Here is a 15,661-nt window from a genome sequence, read left to right as displayed (position 1 = left end):
AGGGACTGACTGTTGTGATATCGCTTCATGCTTAAGCATAACTACGTTCATAGGCTTTACCCAATGACTGCTACTGGCCTTCCATTCCAGGTTTTAGTGTACGCCGCAGCCGCTGCGGCTGAGATTGGGGGCTGCTTTGCGGTCTGGACGGTTCTCCGCAATGGGGCACCAAAGCCTTGGCTTTTGGTCGGTATTTGCCTACTTGTGATTTTTGCCTGGCTTTTGACGCTAATTCCCTCAGCCTTGGCAGGTCGGGCATTTGCCGCCTATGGCGGGATTTATATTGTGGCTTCCTTAGGGGCAATGTGGTTTCTCGAGCGCACTATGCCCGATGCTTGGGATATCAGCGGTGGCTTGGTTTGTTTAGCGGGGGCCGCCCTCATCCTTTTTGCGCCGCGGACAGCCTAGGGACAAATCAAATAGGCCTTCCGCTTCCAAACATGGGACTCTTGGATGACTCATGAATCCCTAAGGTTATCAATGCTTCTTGAAAGAAGAGATACACAACGTTCGCCCTTACTAGCTTTACAAGCAAATTTTAGGTTTTCGGACAACCCGGTCCTTAGAGAAAATGACAGGAGGCATATTTGATCCGTTTTGTGACAGGAGTACGCAAAAAAGTGGCGTACTCCCTAGTTGTCTTGCCAACAGTAACGGGAATTGACCTTTAGAATAAACATCCGCTTTGGCGGCGCAGACTACGCAAACCAGCGGTTCCGCTTTCGGCCAATTGTCGCCGAAATCGGACCTCTAAAGCGTCTGCTTTTTGGTGAATAGGCACATGCTCTAGTCCACCTCCATCACCGCCAACACCCAATCAGCCGCAGCTTGTGCCTTGCTTGCTGCGGTCAAGAATGAAGATGGGTTGTCGCCAAGGGCTTTGAGCCAGCCATCAATATAGGCTGCATGATCTTCAAGGTGATCAGCGGGCAGCCCAATGTGCGCTCCGATAAAGGCACTGGCAAGCTCTGCAACGAGCTCCTCTAATGCATAGCCTGCATCGCCAAAGCGGGTCTGGCCGAAATCACGGTTGAGGCGTGTCTCATGACGCGAGGCATGGGCGGTCTCATGGGCAAGGGTTGCCCAATACTGGCTGCCATCGCGAAAGGCCTCGCGAAGGGGCATTTGGATGAAGTCTGCAGCCTTGGAATAGAAAGCCCGATTGCCACCGTGGCGAAGGGTGACTGGGATGCGCGCGAAGAGAGAAGCCCAACGCGTCTCATCTTCGCTATTGGGGATCAGCGTACGCGGAGCAACTGGCGTTTCAGTGGGCGCATAGAAGGTTTCCGGCAGACCTTCGATTTGCTCGGCATTGAAGACGGTATAGCCGCGCAGAATACGCCGGGGCTCACCAGTCTCGTCGCCATTGGCACCCTTTGCCTTGGGAGCCCGAGAAGGCTTTCCATCACCTTCTGACTTATCGCCCAATTCGGCATAATAGACGACAAAGGACCCGCGCTCACCTTTGCGGACGCAGGCTTTCATGGCCAAGGCCTGCTTGAAGGTGAACCAATGGCGTGACCTAAAACCACTCTCTAAAGAAGCGGCCCAAAGGGCAATGATATTCATCCCGCGATACGGTGTTCCACACGAGCGCAGGGGCAAGACCAAAGCATCAGGCGTGGCGATATCATCCCATGGCTTAATCCAGGGACGAACACCGCGCTCCAATAGCGAACTGATCTGCGCTGTGACACGCTCATGGGGTGTCAAACGAACTTCATCGGACGCTGATGAATAGCGGGAATCACGAGATGCAGTGATTGAGAGTGACATGGCGGAAGACCTCCGCCGATGGGATTTTGCGTTACGCGATACTCACCATGAGTTCGCGCCGCCCCCATCGACCGAGATCAACAAGCCGCACCCCTGATTGCCTGCCCGCACCCCGGTAGTTGCGCCTTGTCCAGACCGGGGCGGAAGCGTAGCGCCCGACAGCACGGTTGCGGGCGGGATTTCAGGGGTGCAGGGATTTTGGGGCGATGGCGGCGGCGGACTAGCAATTGCTTCTACCGAGAGAGCGAGACTTCGTGTTGAAGGTATCAACAGTCTATTCCAGACTGATGCAATTGACTGCACCGCAAGAAAGCGCTTGGGTCACACCCTCGGTTGTCGCTTGCTACCGTTGCACTTTTTGACTTGGATTTACAAGAAGATGACGCTCGATATCAGAGGGAGTTTGAAAAATACAAAACTAAGTGCGAACCGATACATTGTTTTTGAGGAACTGATTTCAAATGCTATAGACGCTTATTTAATACGAAAAGCGGGGGAACCAAGCGCGGAACCGTTGAAGGTCAATCTGACAATAGACTTTACGCGCGCTGATTTGCTGAACGAGCGCGAAACAATGACCATTTCGTGCAGCGATAATGGTTGCGGACTTGGAGATGCCCAACTTAAGGCATTTCTCACCAAAGATACTTCATACAAAGATGATCTGTTGATTCCAGGCATCGGGCGTTGTAAGGGAGCTGGCCGAATCCAGTATTTTCATCATTTTTCAGAGCTCAAGATTGAAAGTATTTATTCCGCCGAACACACACTCAAGATGCGGTCCGTTAGATTTATAGAACCTCAGAAGCAAATTGATGACGCCGATTTTCGAATTTCTGAAGTGGAAAACGCTGAAGTCGGCACGGTAGTGTGCCTAGATCAGTTCAAGGAAGCTGTTCGCACTAAGCTGTTTAATGGGTTGGAACTAAGCAGCCTTTTTGCGGCTTCTGTGCTGCGCCAACAAGTGCTCATAGCATTTTTGCAACGACTCGTTGGCCTTCAAGTTGAATTGGGGGAATTTGAGATCAATTTTTGCTCGAACCATTGGAAGGAAGCTGAACCTCAAAGGGCTACTTTGTCAAAAGGTGATTTGCCAGAAGTAACCTCGCGATTGTCAGTTGACATCCCGGAGCGCGATCCACTCAGTGGGGTGGAGCTTGGTTCCAAACAGCAATTTGTGATTTCGCACTACAGGCTGAATGCCATTGAGTACGGGTTACCTCGCAATGCCATTTCATTCTGCGCGAAATCCACCCCAGTAAAGGACATCACAAAACACTATCTGCGAACAGGTGCGGAACAAAACAACCCCCTTAACGGGTATCATCACATTGTTTTGGTTGAAGCTGAGTATCTTGACTCACACGTGAATGAAGCACGGGATGATTTTGACAACATTCCGGAATCCATCCCCAGCGGCGAATTGTTTGCATCTGAAAAGCTGTCATATGCCGACATTCACCAAGCAATTGACCCTTTAGTAGGTTCAATGGTGAACCCAGCCGACTGGAAGAAGGAAGTTGTTATAGATAAAGCGACCCAGCAGTTTGGCATAAGTGGGGCGATGCTGAATGAAACAAGCACGCGAGTGATTTATGGCGACACGCCTCAGTCTGTAGCCGAGCGGGTTTTGAATAAATATCAAAAAATTGTTCTAGAAGAGACTGCTGAGATCTTCAGCCTAAAAGAAGCAATTGTAAACGCCGAGCCAAATTCCACTGATTTTCGTGAGAAAATTCAAGAGTTGTCATGGAAGTATACCTCATCGCTTAAGAATTTCGACATGGCAAATCTGTCTCAACTTATTGTTCGACGCGCCGCGCTTGTAGACATCCTTGATTTTGCCTGCCGCAAGCAACTCAAAATGCAGGAACTAGTCCAAGGGGAGCGACGAAAGGATGAAGAAATCATCCACAGCATTTTCTTCCCGATGCGAAAAGATAGTGTTGATGCGCCTGATCACGATATTTGGTTGTTGAGCGAGGAGTATCAGTATTATGAGTACATCGCGTCTGACATGCTGCTTTCAAAATTCAAGTTCGATGGTGAAAACCCGTTATTCGAATCTGATATTGACGAGGTTTTACAAAGCGTTTTGGAAAAGCGCACTTCAGAGAACGACCAAAAGCGACCCGATATTGCGGTCTTCAGCAAAGAAGGCTCAGTGATAATTATTGAGTTCAAGGCGCCGGGAGTGCCGACTGATCAGCATATCGGTGATCTGTCCGAATATGCTCAACTGCTCGCAGCTAAATCTGGGGGTAGGCTCAAAAAATTCTATGGATACTTAATCGGCGACACTGTTGATACTCTGCGCCTGAGTGGCTGGACGCCGTTCCCGACTGGTGCTGGATGGTTCAAGTCGGATGGTCTAGTTGACCCGACAACACGGCAGCGATTAGGTGAGACTTATTTCGAAATCGTTCAATATAGTGATGTCATTGATCGTGCCCGGAAACGAATAGGTATCTACCGAGACAAGCTTGGATTGGATTTCGGGAATGGGGCAGGCTGAGTTTCGGACACAAGAAACGAAGCGAACCAAAGTCAAATCGCAGGTCAAATGCTAGAGGTAAGGTGGTTGGGTTATGTCGGAGCCACGCGCCAGTCACCCAGCGCGCAGCCATCTTGATCAAAGCTCGGCAAAGCGCACTACTCCGCCGCAATCCCCACAACGTCCAAATCCGGCGCAACCGCCTCAGCTGTCACCAAAGCCTCTAAGCCTTCATCGGTGACTTCAAAGGCAGGATATTCATCAGGATCACTCACGTTCACCAAGCCAGCGGTGACGATCACGCCGGGCAACCAACCAGTTCCTTCAAGGCTTTGCGCCGCCATGAGTGCCAACTCATCCTTGCGCTTGCCTGACAGCATGACTTCAAACGCCTTGCGATCCTTGGCAGTCGGCAAGTCCACCACCGCAGGACTTTCCATAATCGCATCTGCGATTTGGGCCTTGGTCAGCCCCATAAAGAAGTCTGTGGTTGTGCTCCAATATCTGGTCATATCCACTTGCAGGCGGGTCGCGAGGCTATCGGCCACTTCCTGTTTGCGGCGACAGATAGGGGTGGTGCCGCTGTGGCTGAGGTCGAGGGTAGAGGCGATCAGTGTAGCTTGGGCTTCGAGCAGGACTTCCGCACTTTGGCCCATGCACCAGTCAAACCACTTTTCTTCGCACAAATCCAAGCCGTGCAAGGCTTCGCGCTTGGAAGCGAGCGGTTCGGCATCGGCATTGGACAAACACACAAAGGCATGAACGGCCATGCCTACAGGGCCTGTCATCGCCATGAAGTGACAACCCAATGCATAGACCGACAAAGCCAAGGCCACATCGGGTGCTTGGGACAAATGCGCCCGAATGGCGCGGGTGCGGGCGGCAGTCAGCTCGTTCAGCGTCTTTTGGGTGAAGCCTGAGACGCTGCTGGCGGGCAGAGGATCATCATCTTCCCAAGGTGGACGTTCATCGGTGCTGGCCGTTGGGGCAGGCACTTCTGAGCCAGTTTCGTCTTCCGGGCTGATGTCCTCTACAGGCGTGGCCTCATCATCACTTTGACCTGCTACACGCACACTGCCTGCTGAAGGATCAATGACGATAACTGTTACACCATCGGGTGAGGGTTGGATTGTGCAGGGTGCTGCTGTTGGTGAAGTGCCTTCAACGGTCTCTGCCTCCAGCCGCTCTTTTTCGCGACGGCGATCAGCTTCGGCTTTGGCCTTGTCTTGGGCGCGGCGTGCATCAATACGGTTGATCTTGCGCTGATCGGCGGGTGTCACCACGCCAATGGTGGTGACAGCTTTGCCATCATGATCCACGCTGATCACACAGCCCGCCAAGGGCAATTTCTCTGAGTCCCATATCTGACAGGCACTGACCAAGGCGGCGATGCTGGCTTGCAGATTGGGTATGTCCTCATGATCGGGGTTCTCAGTGCGCAGTGCTTCCAGCCGATTCGTCAGTTCGGCGTGTTCATCGCGTTCTACGTCTGTTGGTTCACGCCAGTCTGGCCTTAAGCGGTTGATATGCCCGCCATCCATACGGCCATGACCCAGATTGACATTGACCCAACCCCAGCCAAACTCAATTAACGGGCGTTGCAGCTCTTCAAGCTTTTCAGTCGCCAAGCGATTGAGCAGGTCAGGGCTGTCGAGAAACACCAGCTCGTCTTCAAACAGATCACGCCGCACGATTCCGCCAGCGGCCTCATAGGCATCAATCCCAACAAACTTGGCCAGTCGATCATTGGCACGCACAGCACCCTGGGTGAGGTAGGACCGCACCGCATAGGCATTCATCACCGGCTTGGGCATGATGATGAACACACTGTCCTGGCGATCATGCTCACCCACCAGACAGAAGGCCCGTGCAGCATCAAGAGACAATTCGCCTTTGCGGAAGGCTGTTTTCAACAAGGGCGACAAAGCCGACAAAGCCAAGCGTTGCTGCACATGGCGGACGCTGGTGCCAAAGCGGGCCGCAATCGCGTCTTCAAGAAGGCCAGAGGCGGCCAAACGGCCAAAGGCCTCCACCTCATCAAGAGGATGCATGGCCACGCGCTGGACATTCTCGGCCAGTGAGGTTTCTTCAGCGATTTCGGCAGGGACAATCGAACAGGGCACGGCAAAGTCAACCGGGATCACCTTGCGCTTAGCAAGCAGCTTCAAGGCGGCCAAGCGACGACCACCTGCGGACACCTGATACTTACCATCGCCAACCTCAACGACGGTGAGACCCTGCAACAGGCCATGGGCTTCTATGGATGCGGCAAGATCCTCAACGGCGACTTTCTTCTCAATGCGACGGGCATTCAAAGGCGACGGGGCCAGCTTGCATAAGGGTATGGATTGAACATGAGACATTTGTGTAAACTCCAGACAAATTGGAGTTTCTGGCGTGGACCATCCATCACCAGAGCCGCCTGCGCGGCACAGTCTTACCCGCCCACGCCGCACCGAGCGCGCAAGGGCGCAGAGGCGTCAGCCGTCCCTTGCGGGCGCAGGGAGGACGGGGCAACCGATTTAGGCGCGCGGGCGGGGGTGGGGAGGTTGTGGGGGCTTGCTCTAAATAGATGGAGGGCGGTTATTTGGACTAGTTCCGCAATGGCCTTCTTGTGTTTTGGAAAGAACCCCTGCAATTTACGATTGGCGGTAAGTGGCAACAATTGGCCGAAAGGAATTGCAGGTTTGGGAGTCAGCAGCTAAGCAAGCATACATCGTCGAGCACGATTATATCCTTGTTTTCGCTTCGGACTTGCAAAGCACATTACCTCAAGTGCAGTTGCTAGTCGCCCAACTGCCGCTCCTTCCCGGTAAATAAATCTTTAATATGCTGACGCACCTTGTCGTCCTACAGCTGGAGTTGTAGCCGGGGCGACAGTGACCTCACCAATCACCAGCCGTGCTTGGATGATAGCTTGGGATGTGGACAGCCTGCCTTTGTTAATCTCGTCAGCATAAGTCATCAGCCGCTCACTCGCTGCAGAACCCATCTGGGCATCCTCGGGCACATAGATGCCATTATTTGCAACAATCGATGCCTCCCACGCGGTGCGAACCGCAGCCCAATAATCCTTGGTCTTGGCCCAGTAAGCATCAGCGGCAGCGGCGTTGAAACCATCAAAGCGGGTATAGCTATTAAGGGTGCTTTCTTGAACAATAGGGACGAGTTTCCCTTCCTTCATGCCCATCTTCATATTATCCTGCCAGTGTATCCAGCCGGTTGGGGTTGGGCTATGTCGGTTGATAGCCATGTAGCGATCATAAACGGGGTTGCGAATGGCATCGCGGCGCGCGAGGGGTCGCCAGGTCCAGCGGCTGCGCCAGCGCTGCACGCCGCCTTCACTCGTCCACTCGCCAAGCGCGCCATAGCGAGGGCTATCATCGGTCTGCCATACGGTTTGCGACCATCGTCCCGAGCGCAGAGCAGCGGGTGTGCTTTCTAGTTTCCACCGGTTTGGCCCTTCATAGACCAAGAAATTGGCTGGCTCATAAGTCCAGTCTTGGCGCCAATGCTTGGTTAGATGCAGCTGACCATTCACTTCACCTACCAATATGTGCTGGAGCACGATTTTGCGGCCCGTGTCTTCAATTACGCGAACAACTTCGTATCCGCCTGAGACTTTTGGCTCAATGGGGGTGTAGTCCTCTTGCCAGGCGGTTTGCTCACGAAAATCAAACTTGACCCTGAAAGTGCCGGCCATTGCGAGGATATTGGCGCGGTCAGCTTGAAACTTGGCTGCTTCCGCAGCGGCGCTGCGACCGGTAACTGGTTCGTCAGCGCGCGCAGCCAAGGGAGATAAGACGACACATGCGGCGAGGAGGAGTTTGAGTGAAATTTTCATGGTGATTATCCTTTAGGCGATTAAAATTTAAGCGTGAGCGAGGCACTGAGATTTCGTCGGGGTTGGGTGTAGGCGTCCAAAGTCGTGGAAGCTGAAGAAAGCCCGCGAATATCGCTCCACCAAGCGTATTTTTCGTCGGTCAAATTGAACATGCCGACGCGCAAAGTTGCAGTTTCCCATAAGGTGAGAAAGGCGGTGACATCGACAATCGTAAAGCCTGAGCCGACAAAACAGTCGGGCGAACATGTATCACTCACATCAGCTAGGTCTTTACCCGAAGAGTGTGTGACAATGACTTGGCCACCGAAACGATTATTGGGTGCGCGGTAACTGAGGCCTGCGACGAGCTTAAACGGATCAATGCTGGAGAGCGGGGTTTGGGGGCCATTCTCAGACTGGCCATCGCCTCGGGCAAAAGACGCGCTAACATTGCCGCCAAAGCCGCTTACAATATCAAAGTCAACGCGCGCTTCCGCACCACTGATGTTAACTTGTCCGATATTGAGAAATTGAAAAACTCCCGGGTCCAAGGGCGTAAAAGTGCCACTGACTTGGCGCTGTTCAATGAAATCCTTGTAGTGCCCTTGGAAGGCCGTGGCACTGGCGACAATGCGTACGCCGCTTATATCCACATCGCGCAATCGTACGCCGCCTTCAAAGGAATTACTGGTCTCAGGCCTGAGGTTTGGATTGGCCAGCGACCGATAGTTTTGAATGACGTTGGCGAAGCCATTATTCACTTGGCTGGGTGTCGGGCTGCGAAAGCCTGCCGAGTAATTGGCAAATAGACCAAACTGGGGTGTCGTCCAGAAAATACCGCCGAGCTTTGGCGAGACGTGGCTGTCGCTTTGCTTGGCGGGGGTGCCCGGAAAAAGCGGATCGGCTTTGGGTGTCAAGCGATAGCTATCGATGCGGACAGCTGGGTACACCATCAACCTCCCATCGCCTATACTGATGCTGTCTTGAAGAAAAAGCCCTGCCACATCATAGTCGGTGACAGGGAAGGCGCGCGTCGGGAAGGTCTCACCAAAGGGAGGTATGGTGCCGTCGCGTGTGCCGCTTTGCTGGGTTTGAGAAATGTCTCCCCCGAGCAAAAATAAGTGTTGGACGCTGCCTGTTTTAACGATCGACGTTAGTTGGAAGCTGCCACCGACAACCTCATTATTGAAAGTGTTGTCGCGGATACGATCCGCCGCGATATTCCTGTCTTCAGCGGTAAACTGACGCGTTTTGCTCGTCTGACGATAGATGGCAGAGCTGGCTGTTTTGATAAGGCCATCACTTGAGTAGCGCCAATCGAGGCTGATCCGGTTGCGTGATAACTGGTCACGCGCGTCAAGATTGAGGGTACTGGTAGAAACCAAAGGCGCTAGCGCGCGGGCGCTGAGCACTTCTGTGCGGCTATCACGCTCTTGGTTTTCATAAGTAAGGCGAAAGCGATTGTTGTCAGTAAGTGCCCAAACCAATTTGGCAAGTACCGCATCGCTATCATTAGTCTGCGGGTTTGGAGCGGTGCGCGTTGTATTGGCGCTAAAGTTTGTGCCGGCATTGCCTTGTGCATCAGTGTCGCGGCGGGTGTAGGCGATAAGGCCAGAGAACCCGCCCTGACGGGCACCAAGTGCCAAACCAACAGCTTGGCCATTGTCAGCATCACCATAAGCAATTCGCGCGCGGCCTCCAAAGCTTGCGTTTGCCTTCAAGAAGTCTTCTGGGTCTTTAGTGGTAAAGCTAACCGCACCTGCAAGACCGTCGCTGCCATACAAGGGTGAAGCAGGCCCGCGCAAAATTTCTAGTGACTTGACCAAATCAAGATCGGCATAATCGCCGCGTCCGACAGATTGCGCGCCAAAGGAAAAAGCGTCTGGTAAACGAATACCATCGGTCTGGATTAGGACTCGATTGCCTTCGAGGCCACGAATATTAAATCCTGAGTTACCATCCCGACCTATTGACGACAAAGCTGCTGAGAAGCGGGAAGGCTGACTGCGCACTGAGACGCCAGGCTCAAAGCGTACAGCATCTTTGATGTCGCCCACCAATGTATCATCAAGCTGCGCGGTGTTGATAACCGAGACAGTTGCGGGTGCATCGATTACGCGAATAGGCGCGCGGGTTGCGGTGACAGTTATAGTTTCAGTCGGCTTCGCGGTTTGTTCGGTTGAGGCGACTTCTGCCAACGCAACGCCAGACCAAGTAGCATTGGCAAGCAATGCCACACCACTGGCGACCGCTGTCATAGCAGTTCGCTGCCTTACACATTTATTTGTAGCCACCAAAATCATTACACCCAAGCCTTTATTGCGAACCATTCGCAAAATGAACATGCCTTAGTTGCGAATGATTCTCAAGTGCATTGACGCAGTAAAGGCATTGGGGCACAAATAGGCGTTCACCCAAAAGGTGAATCGCCGAAAAATTTTGGAGCCTATAATGACACGCCAAAGCCAATTTCCGTGCTACGACTACCTCGACAAACCTTTGTCCGCGTTAACCGAAAACGAGGCACACTTGGTTGTGACGATGCGCATTTGGGCAAGAGGAGCCATGGCACGAACATGTCCGTTGCGGCTGATCGCACCAAGGTTTTTGCTAACAGGGCAAGGCCATTTGATGGTGCCATTCCATAATTTCATGATGGCCCTAGGCCATAGTTCTGCACGCGCAATTGGCCTGTCGGTGCACGAAGATGGGTGCGTTACAGACGATGAAGCTTTAGTGCTGGCAGCGTTGGGGAATGTTATCTATGCGGATGCTGCGGGCGCGCGATGTGCATTGGCACCGATAGTCGCTGCAGATTGTCTGGATGCGCTCATTTGCAGAATCGTATCTATTCTGCCCATTGTAGCTCCCCAGAAAGTTCATTAAATCCCTGAATATTTTGGTATTTCGGCTGAATTTGGTCTATTGTGGTTGGACTGCTTAAGAGATCTCGGACGTCAAAAGTTGCAGTGCAGAGGCGAATAAATTCTTTGACCAAAGGTCCAAGTTTCAGGTGGCAGAGCACTGGGACATGCACAGGCACGCGCAGGCGGTGACGCGGACGAAATACTAACATCGTTATTGATTGATAACATGTTTGATGTTAGTGAATGACAATGACGTTATCGAATGATCCCGATGCCCATATGAGGGGCCCAAACCTGCCATTGGCGGCCTCCCTCCATGACTATGTTCAATCTGTTCTCAAAACGGATTTGCAACTTCGCCTTCTAGAAGACGGTGAGAAACTGCCGCTTTATCTGAAGCAGCAGTTTGAATTGGTTCAAGGTTCTTATGCAGATCGACCGCTCATCTTTGCGGTTGAGCAAGGCGTGGGGTCGTCAGCGCCTTCGGCTCTACGCAAGTACCTCGCCCAAATCGAGCGTCTCCTTGGAAAGCCGGTCATCCTTGTTCAGTCCAGTATGACGGGCTTCCAGCGCGCAGCACATATTGAAGCCGGACAACCTTTTATTGTGCCTGGAAAGCAATTGTTCATGCCCCAACTTGGCATAGTTTTGACTGAGCGGTTTTCGAGGAAGGCTATTCGGCAGTTGGATACACTGACACCTGCTGCGCAATTGACATTGTTCACTTTATTGACTGGCGCGGACCATCAAGAAGCAACACCGAGCCAACTCGCCAAGGGCTTAGGCTACACGGCCATGAGTATGGGTCGTGCGATTGCTGAATTGGCGATCTTGGGTTTGGTGGAGGCCAAACGCCAGGGCCGCGAGAAGCGCGTCCGCCTTGCAGGTCAAAAGCAAGAGATATGGGAGAATGCTCAAGCGTTTCTTGTCTCACCTGTCCGTTCATCCCATCTCGTGCGCTGGCTTTGCCCGCCCCCAAGGCTCAATCTCGGCGGTCTATCGGCTTTGGCAGCCCATAGTGATCTGATGGATGCAGGGCTTCAGACCTTTGCGATCGATGGCCTGCATTGGGCAGTTTTCAAGTCTGATGGCGCCGTCGAGAGCGTCGCAACGGATTATGAAGCTCACGCCCAACTGGATGTTTGGCACTATTCGCCTGCAAGGATCGAGCAAGAGGACCACAGCTTCCTTCTGTCGATCTATGCCCAATTCAAGGATGATCCAGATGAACGCGTCTCACTGGCTGCACAGTCTTTGACCGAAGGGCTTTGGGCATGAGAGGATTAGACCTGTTTCAGGCGCGGTTTGCGGCATTTGGGGATTCCTATGCCCTGATTGGTGGGGCCGCCTGTCACTTGATATTCGAGGATCTTGGCTTGGCTTTCCGTGCCACAAAGGACCTTGATATTGTCCTGTGTGCTCAGGTGGTCGATGCAGGATTTGCGCAAGCCTTATGGGCGTTTATTCAAGATGGCGGCTATGAGATCAGGCAGCGCGCGGACGGAAAGCCGACCTATTATCGTTTCGCAAAGCCAGCCAACGCCGACTTTCCCTACATGTTGGAGATTTTTGCGCGTCCGCCAGCGACTTTGGACTTAGTCCCCAATCAAACAATCATCCCTGTACCCATAGAAGATGGGCAATACAGCCTTTCAGCCATCCTGCTTGATGAAGATTATTTCGGCCTGTTGCGCGGCATGATCCGTCGGATCGATGGGGTCTCTGTTCTGGATGAGTATGCCCTGATCCCATTCAAAGCGAAGGCTTGGATGGAATTGTCTGATCGTCGCGATGCAGGTGAAGACATCGACAGTCGTACTATTGTCAAACACCTCCGCGACGTGTTTCGCCTGATGGCAGTGCTTGTTCCGGGGCGCAGATTGATCCTGCCAGAGCAAATCAGAAACGACATCGCTGACTTCTGTGATCGGATAAGCCGCCAAGCGGGTATCAACCCAAGTGATTTTGGTTTGGCAATGAACCTCCAAGACGCGGCAACTTTGCTTGAGGAACTCTATTCCATCCGTGCATAGTAACCTCACTTCACCTCCAAGCCCCGCCGACCCATCTTCGGTGTCGGCGAGAGCGGTTGGGGCGGCGGATGAAGGACGCCCGTAGGAGAAGGCCGCTTGGCCTTCGGGACCGAGCGTCCCCGCCGCGCCAAGTCCCATAGCTTCGCGAGACAACGTGCGCGTGTCAGAAAGTCCGTCGTGACAGACTTACCAATCGACTGCCACCGTGCGCTTTGCGCAGAGAGCTTGTGTCCAACCATGCAGCGCATCGGTGGCGGTTGATGGGTGCCCTATGATTGCGGGCTTTCTGGCAGCGCATTTCTGCGAGTCTCTAAATTCTGCCTTTTTGACGCGCGAGTTTGGCAATCGCGCTGATAGGTCTTTTTTCAACAAAATGCTGATCCCGCTCAACAGGCAAACCCAACCGCCCGCGTACTGACAAAATCTCAGATAGCGACACACTACCCAACTCAGGGCAACCTAAGCCCAAATCGCATAGCCCAAAGGCCACATCCTCATTGTCAGGATCGATCTCGGTAAGAAGCCAAGTTGCATTGGCGTCTGGTGTAAACAGCTTCACGACTGGGACTGGATCAATGTCCTCGCCCGCACCAGACCTTGCGCCATTGGCCAAGAGTTTTGCACGAAGATGAGCGGGAAAAAGTGTACTTGGCATGACAGCCTCCTTGAAGAACGCCACGCACCATGCGGGCGAACCTGCAAGCTGCCGCCAGACGCAGAAGTGCCGCCGTCAACGCCACGAGCGAAGCGAGGGCTTGACGGCAAACCGCGTCTGGCACCCTCAAACCCGTCGTCCGCAATGGGCGGGGCAAAGCGATACGTCGTCCCGGTCTCCGACAAACGCAACCGCTAGTATAAGCGCGTGCATAAGTTGGTTAATTGCCCGTTGTCAGATCGACAAAGAATAGGTTCTCTCTCAAGATTCAAGCATAAATTCTGTGCCAATTTGCTCCATTTAGTGCCTCAGTCAAAAATAGCGTGGTTAGCGCCCAAGCAAGCGATGCAATCATAAGTTATTGATTTATAACATTAAATATACTAATCTTGTGCTGCCTATCTCAGGCTGCAGACCAATATTTTGATTGGCACGATCTATGCTTGGGATCACTTACTGCGGTGAGTCCGCCTTAAGCGGTCCTGCCGCGTCATCCTTGCGACGTTCACTTTGTGTGCGCGTCGGTATTGGGGGACAGGGGTATGGGAATTCGCACGCGGATTGCATGTCTTGGGGTTGGGGCCGTGATTGGCCTGTCAGCTGGGACCCAGTTTGTCGCCGCGCATTACGATTATCACCGCGCTCTTGGCTGGGGCCTAGAGATTGGCAGTGGTGTCAAATTGTATCCATTCTGGGACATCTTGCTCTGGGCAAAACAATGGTCCGCCAGCCCAAGCCATGGCCCAGTCATGCGGGCAGGGGCAGCACTCATACTGTTAGGTGTAGCGCTAGGTGCTATGCTGGTACGTTTGTTCGACCAGGGCAACGGTGCGCTCGGGCAGACCAACGATGCCAGCGGCGTGAAGGTCAATTACGGCCATCGCGCACGCGGATGGGGTGATCCCAAAGCGCTAGTCAAGGCAGGGCTAACGGGCTTGGAAGGCGTCGTCCTTGGCCGGATCAATCGACCCGGCCTACGCGATTTCTTGCTTGCCCCCAAACTTCTAACCAGCCCCGATATGCGCCCTGCTTTGGTGACGGGAGGCACACGCTCGGGCAAAGGGCGCGGCATTGTCGTGCCGACCCTGCTGACTTGGAACTGGTCGACGATTGTCTTTGATCCCAAGGGCGAACTCTGGGCGACGACCGCCGGGTTCCGCAGCCAATTGGGTCCGACGCTCTTCTTCAATCCGCTGCATCCGGCCACCGCACGGTTCAATCCGCTGGCCGAGATCGGTACCGGAGATCGAGCTATCTCAGATGTACAAAAGCTTGTGGCGATCCTGGCTGAACCCGGTGGGGCGTCAGGCCATCAAGATTTCTGGGACAAACAGGGTGCAGAAATGCTGTGCGCCCTGATCCTACACACGCTTTATACTGAGGTTCCTGAGAACAAGTCGCTGGTCGGCGTCAAACGCCTGAGCGCGGACCTTGATGCAACCGCCAAAGCTATGGCGACGACGCTGCACCGGCGCGACCACACAGGCACTGCAATCACGGACCCCTATATTGCCGATGTGGCGAGCGCCTATCTTTCAGCCCATGAGCGTGGCCGCAAAAGCGTCCAGATGACCGTGCGATCTTATCTGTCGTGGATTGCGGGCACAGAGGTTGAGCGGGCTTTATCAGCCAGCGACTTTCGACTGAGTGATCTGATGTGCGCGCGGGCACCGGTTAGCCTTTTTGTGCAGATCGCGCCATCGGATTTGAAAGCACTTCAGCCACTGGTACGGATGTTCTTCCATCTGGCATCGAGCGCGTTTACCACGCATCTCGAGACTGACAGCGACGGGCGGCCAAAGGAAAACGCGCTCCTGCTCGCGCTTGATGAGTTTCCACTGCTGGGCAAGGTCAGCTTCTTTGAAGATGTGGTGCGCCTGTCGGCGGGCTATGGCATCAAATGCCTGTTTGTAGCCCAAAGCTTGAACGACATCGCCCGGATTTATGGGCAGTTGAATGGCTTTCTGGATAACACGCACATCTATGTGGCCTTTGCTGCACTTGACCCGCTAA

The 15,661-nt window shown here is 53.4% G+C and carries 11 protein-coding genes; 6 read left to right on the top strand and 5 right to left on the bottom strand.

Annotated features, from left to right (window positions below):
- The first annotated feature begins 63 nt into the window (after window positions 1-63).
- A complete protein-coding gene (locus ACOVRA_RS14410) occupies window positions 64-408 on the top strand; it encodes a YnfA family protein (protein WP_421720904.1) in 345 nt (114 codons plus the stop codon).
- 378 nt (window positions 409-786) lie between these two features.
- Here ACOVRA_RS14410 and ACOVRA_RS14405 read toward each other — a convergent pair whose 3' ends face one another.
- Window positions 787-1,776 carry an ArdC family protein gene (locus ACOVRA_RS14405; protein WP_421720903.1) on the bottom strand — a complete coding sequence of 330 codons (990 nt, stop codon included), beginning with the start codon at window positions 1,774-1,776 and terminating at the stop codon, window positions 787-789.
- 97 nt (window positions 1,777-1,873) lie between these two features.
- On the opposite strand from ACOVRA_RS14405, the gene ACOVRA_RS14400 reads away from it, so the two are divergent.
- Window positions 1,874-4,291, top strand: coding sequence for a hypothetical protein (locus ACOVRA_RS14400; protein WP_421720902.1), 2,418 nt, complete (start codon window positions 1,874-1,876; stop codon window positions 4,289-4,291).
- Window positions 4,292-4,428: 137 nt separating this feature from the next.
- Here ACOVRA_RS14400 and ACOVRA_RS14395 read toward each other — a convergent pair whose 3' ends face one another.
- From ACOVRA_RS14395 to ACOVRA_RS14385, 3 genes are all read right to left on the bottom strand, one after another.
- Window positions 4,429-6,633, bottom strand: coding sequence for a ParB/RepB/Spo0J family partition protein (locus ACOVRA_RS14395; protein WP_421720901.1), 2,205 nt, complete (start codon window positions 6,631-6,633; stop codon window positions 4,429-4,431).
- A 461-nt stretch (window positions 6,634-7,094) separates the two neighbouring features.
- Window positions 7,095-8,114: a DUF6607 family protein gene (locus ACOVRA_RS14390; RefSeq protein ID WP_421720900.1), complete on the bottom strand. Its 1,020-nt coding sequence runs from the start codon at window positions 8,112-8,114 to the stop codon at window positions 7,095-7,097.
- Window positions 8,115-8,134: 20 nt separating this feature from the next.
- Window positions 8,135-10,351: a TonB-dependent hemoglobin/transferrin/lactoferrin family receptor gene (locus ACOVRA_RS14385; protein WP_421720899.1), complete on the bottom strand. Its 2,217-nt coding sequence runs from the start codon at window positions 10,349-10,351 to the stop codon at window positions 8,135-8,137.
- A 193-nt stretch (window positions 10,352-10,544) separates the two neighbouring features.
- On the opposite strand from ACOVRA_RS14385, the gene ACOVRA_RS14380 reads away from it, so the two are divergent.
- The 3 genes from ACOVRA_RS14380 to ACOVRA_RS14370 all read left to right on the top strand — a co-directional run bounded on the left by ACOVRA_RS14380 (window position 10,545) and on the right by ACOVRA_RS14370 (window position 12,993).
- Window positions 10,545-10,979 carry a hypothetical protein gene (locus tag ACOVRA_RS14380; RefSeq protein WP_421720898.1) on the top strand — a complete coding sequence of 145 codons (435 nt, stop codon included), beginning with the start codon at window positions 10,545-10,547 and terminating at the stop codon, window positions 10,977-10,979.
- 230 nt (window positions 10,980-11,209) lie between these two features.
- Entirely contained in the window at window positions 11,210-12,238 is a 1,029-nt protein-coding gene (locus ACOVRA_RS14375) for a hypothetical protein (RefSeq protein WP_421720897.1), read from the top strand.
- Window positions 12,235-12,993 (top strand): hypothetical protein, encoded by a 759-nt coding sequence (locus tag ACOVRA_RS14370; protein WP_421720896.1) that lies wholly within the window; start codon window positions 12,235-12,237, stop codon window positions 12,991-12,993. The genes ACOVRA_RS14375 and ACOVRA_RS14370 overlap by 4 nt, the downstream gene beginning before the upstream one ends.
- A 310-nt stretch (window positions 12,994-13,303) precedes the next feature.
- Here ACOVRA_RS14370 and ACOVRA_RS14365 read toward each other — a convergent pair whose 3' ends face one another.
- A complete protein-coding gene (locus ACOVRA_RS14365; protein WP_421720895.1) occupies window positions 13,304-13,648 on the bottom strand; it encodes a DUF2958 domain-containing protein in 345 nt (114 codons plus the stop codon).
- Window positions 13,649-14,190: 542 nt separating this feature from the next.
- On the opposite strand from ACOVRA_RS14365, the gene ACOVRA_RS14360 reads away from it, so the two are divergent.
- Window positions 14,191-15,661, top strand: a 1,471-nt coding sequence (locus tag ACOVRA_RS14360; protein ID WP_421720894.1) for a type IV secretory system conjugative DNA transfer family protein, incomplete at its 3' end; no start/stop codon positions are given.

This window comes from Aquidulcibacter sp., assembly GCF_049239865.1.
Lineage (GTDB): Bacteria > Pseudomonadota > Alphaproteobacteria > Caulobacterales > Aquidulcibacteraceae > Aquidulcibacter.
The sequence above is the reverse complement of the archived record's forward strand: the minus strand, read 5'-3'. Positions and strand labels throughout refer to the sequence as shown.

What these genes read in the sequence shown, in the direction of transcription:
- ACOVRA_RS14410 (WP_421720904.1), top strand. Translation starts at nt 64, where the DNA reads ATGACTGCTACTGGCCTTCCATTCCAGGTTTTAGTGTACGCCGCAGCC.
- ACOVRA_RS14405 (WP_421720903.1), bottom strand. Translation starts at nt 1,776, where the DNA reads ATGTCACTCTCAATCACTGCATCTCGTGATTCCCGCTATTCATCAGCG.
- ACOVRA_RS14395 (WP_421720901.1), bottom strand. Translation starts at nt 6,633, where the DNA reads ATGTCTCATGTTCAATCCATACCCTTATGCAAGCTGGCCCCGTCGCCT.
- ACOVRA_RS14390 (WP_421720900.1), bottom strand. Translation starts at nt 8,114, where the DNA reads ATGAAAATTTCACTCAAACTCCTCCTCGCCGCATGTGTCGTCTTATCT.
- ACOVRA_RS14385 (WP_421720899.1), bottom strand. Translation starts at nt 10,351, where the DNA reads ATGACAGCGGTCGCCAGTGGTGTGGCATTGCTTGCCAATGCTACTTGG.
- ACOVRA_RS14380 (WP_421720898.1), top strand. Translation starts at nt 10,545, where the DNA reads ATGACACGCCAAAGCCAATTTCCGTGCTACGACTACCTCGACAAACCT.
- ACOVRA_RS14375 (WP_421720897.1), top strand. Translation starts at nt 11,210, where the DNA reads ATGACGTTATCGAATGATCCCGATGCCCATATGAGGGGCCCAAACCTG.
- ACOVRA_RS14370 (WP_421720896.1), top strand. Translation starts at nt 12,235, where the DNA reads ATGAGAGGATTAGACCTGTTTCAGGCGCGGTTTGCGGCATTTGGGGAT.
- ACOVRA_RS14365 (WP_421720895.1), bottom strand. Translation starts at nt 13,648, where the DNA reads ATGCCAAGTACACTTTTTCCCGCTCATCTTCGTGCAAAACTCTTGGCC.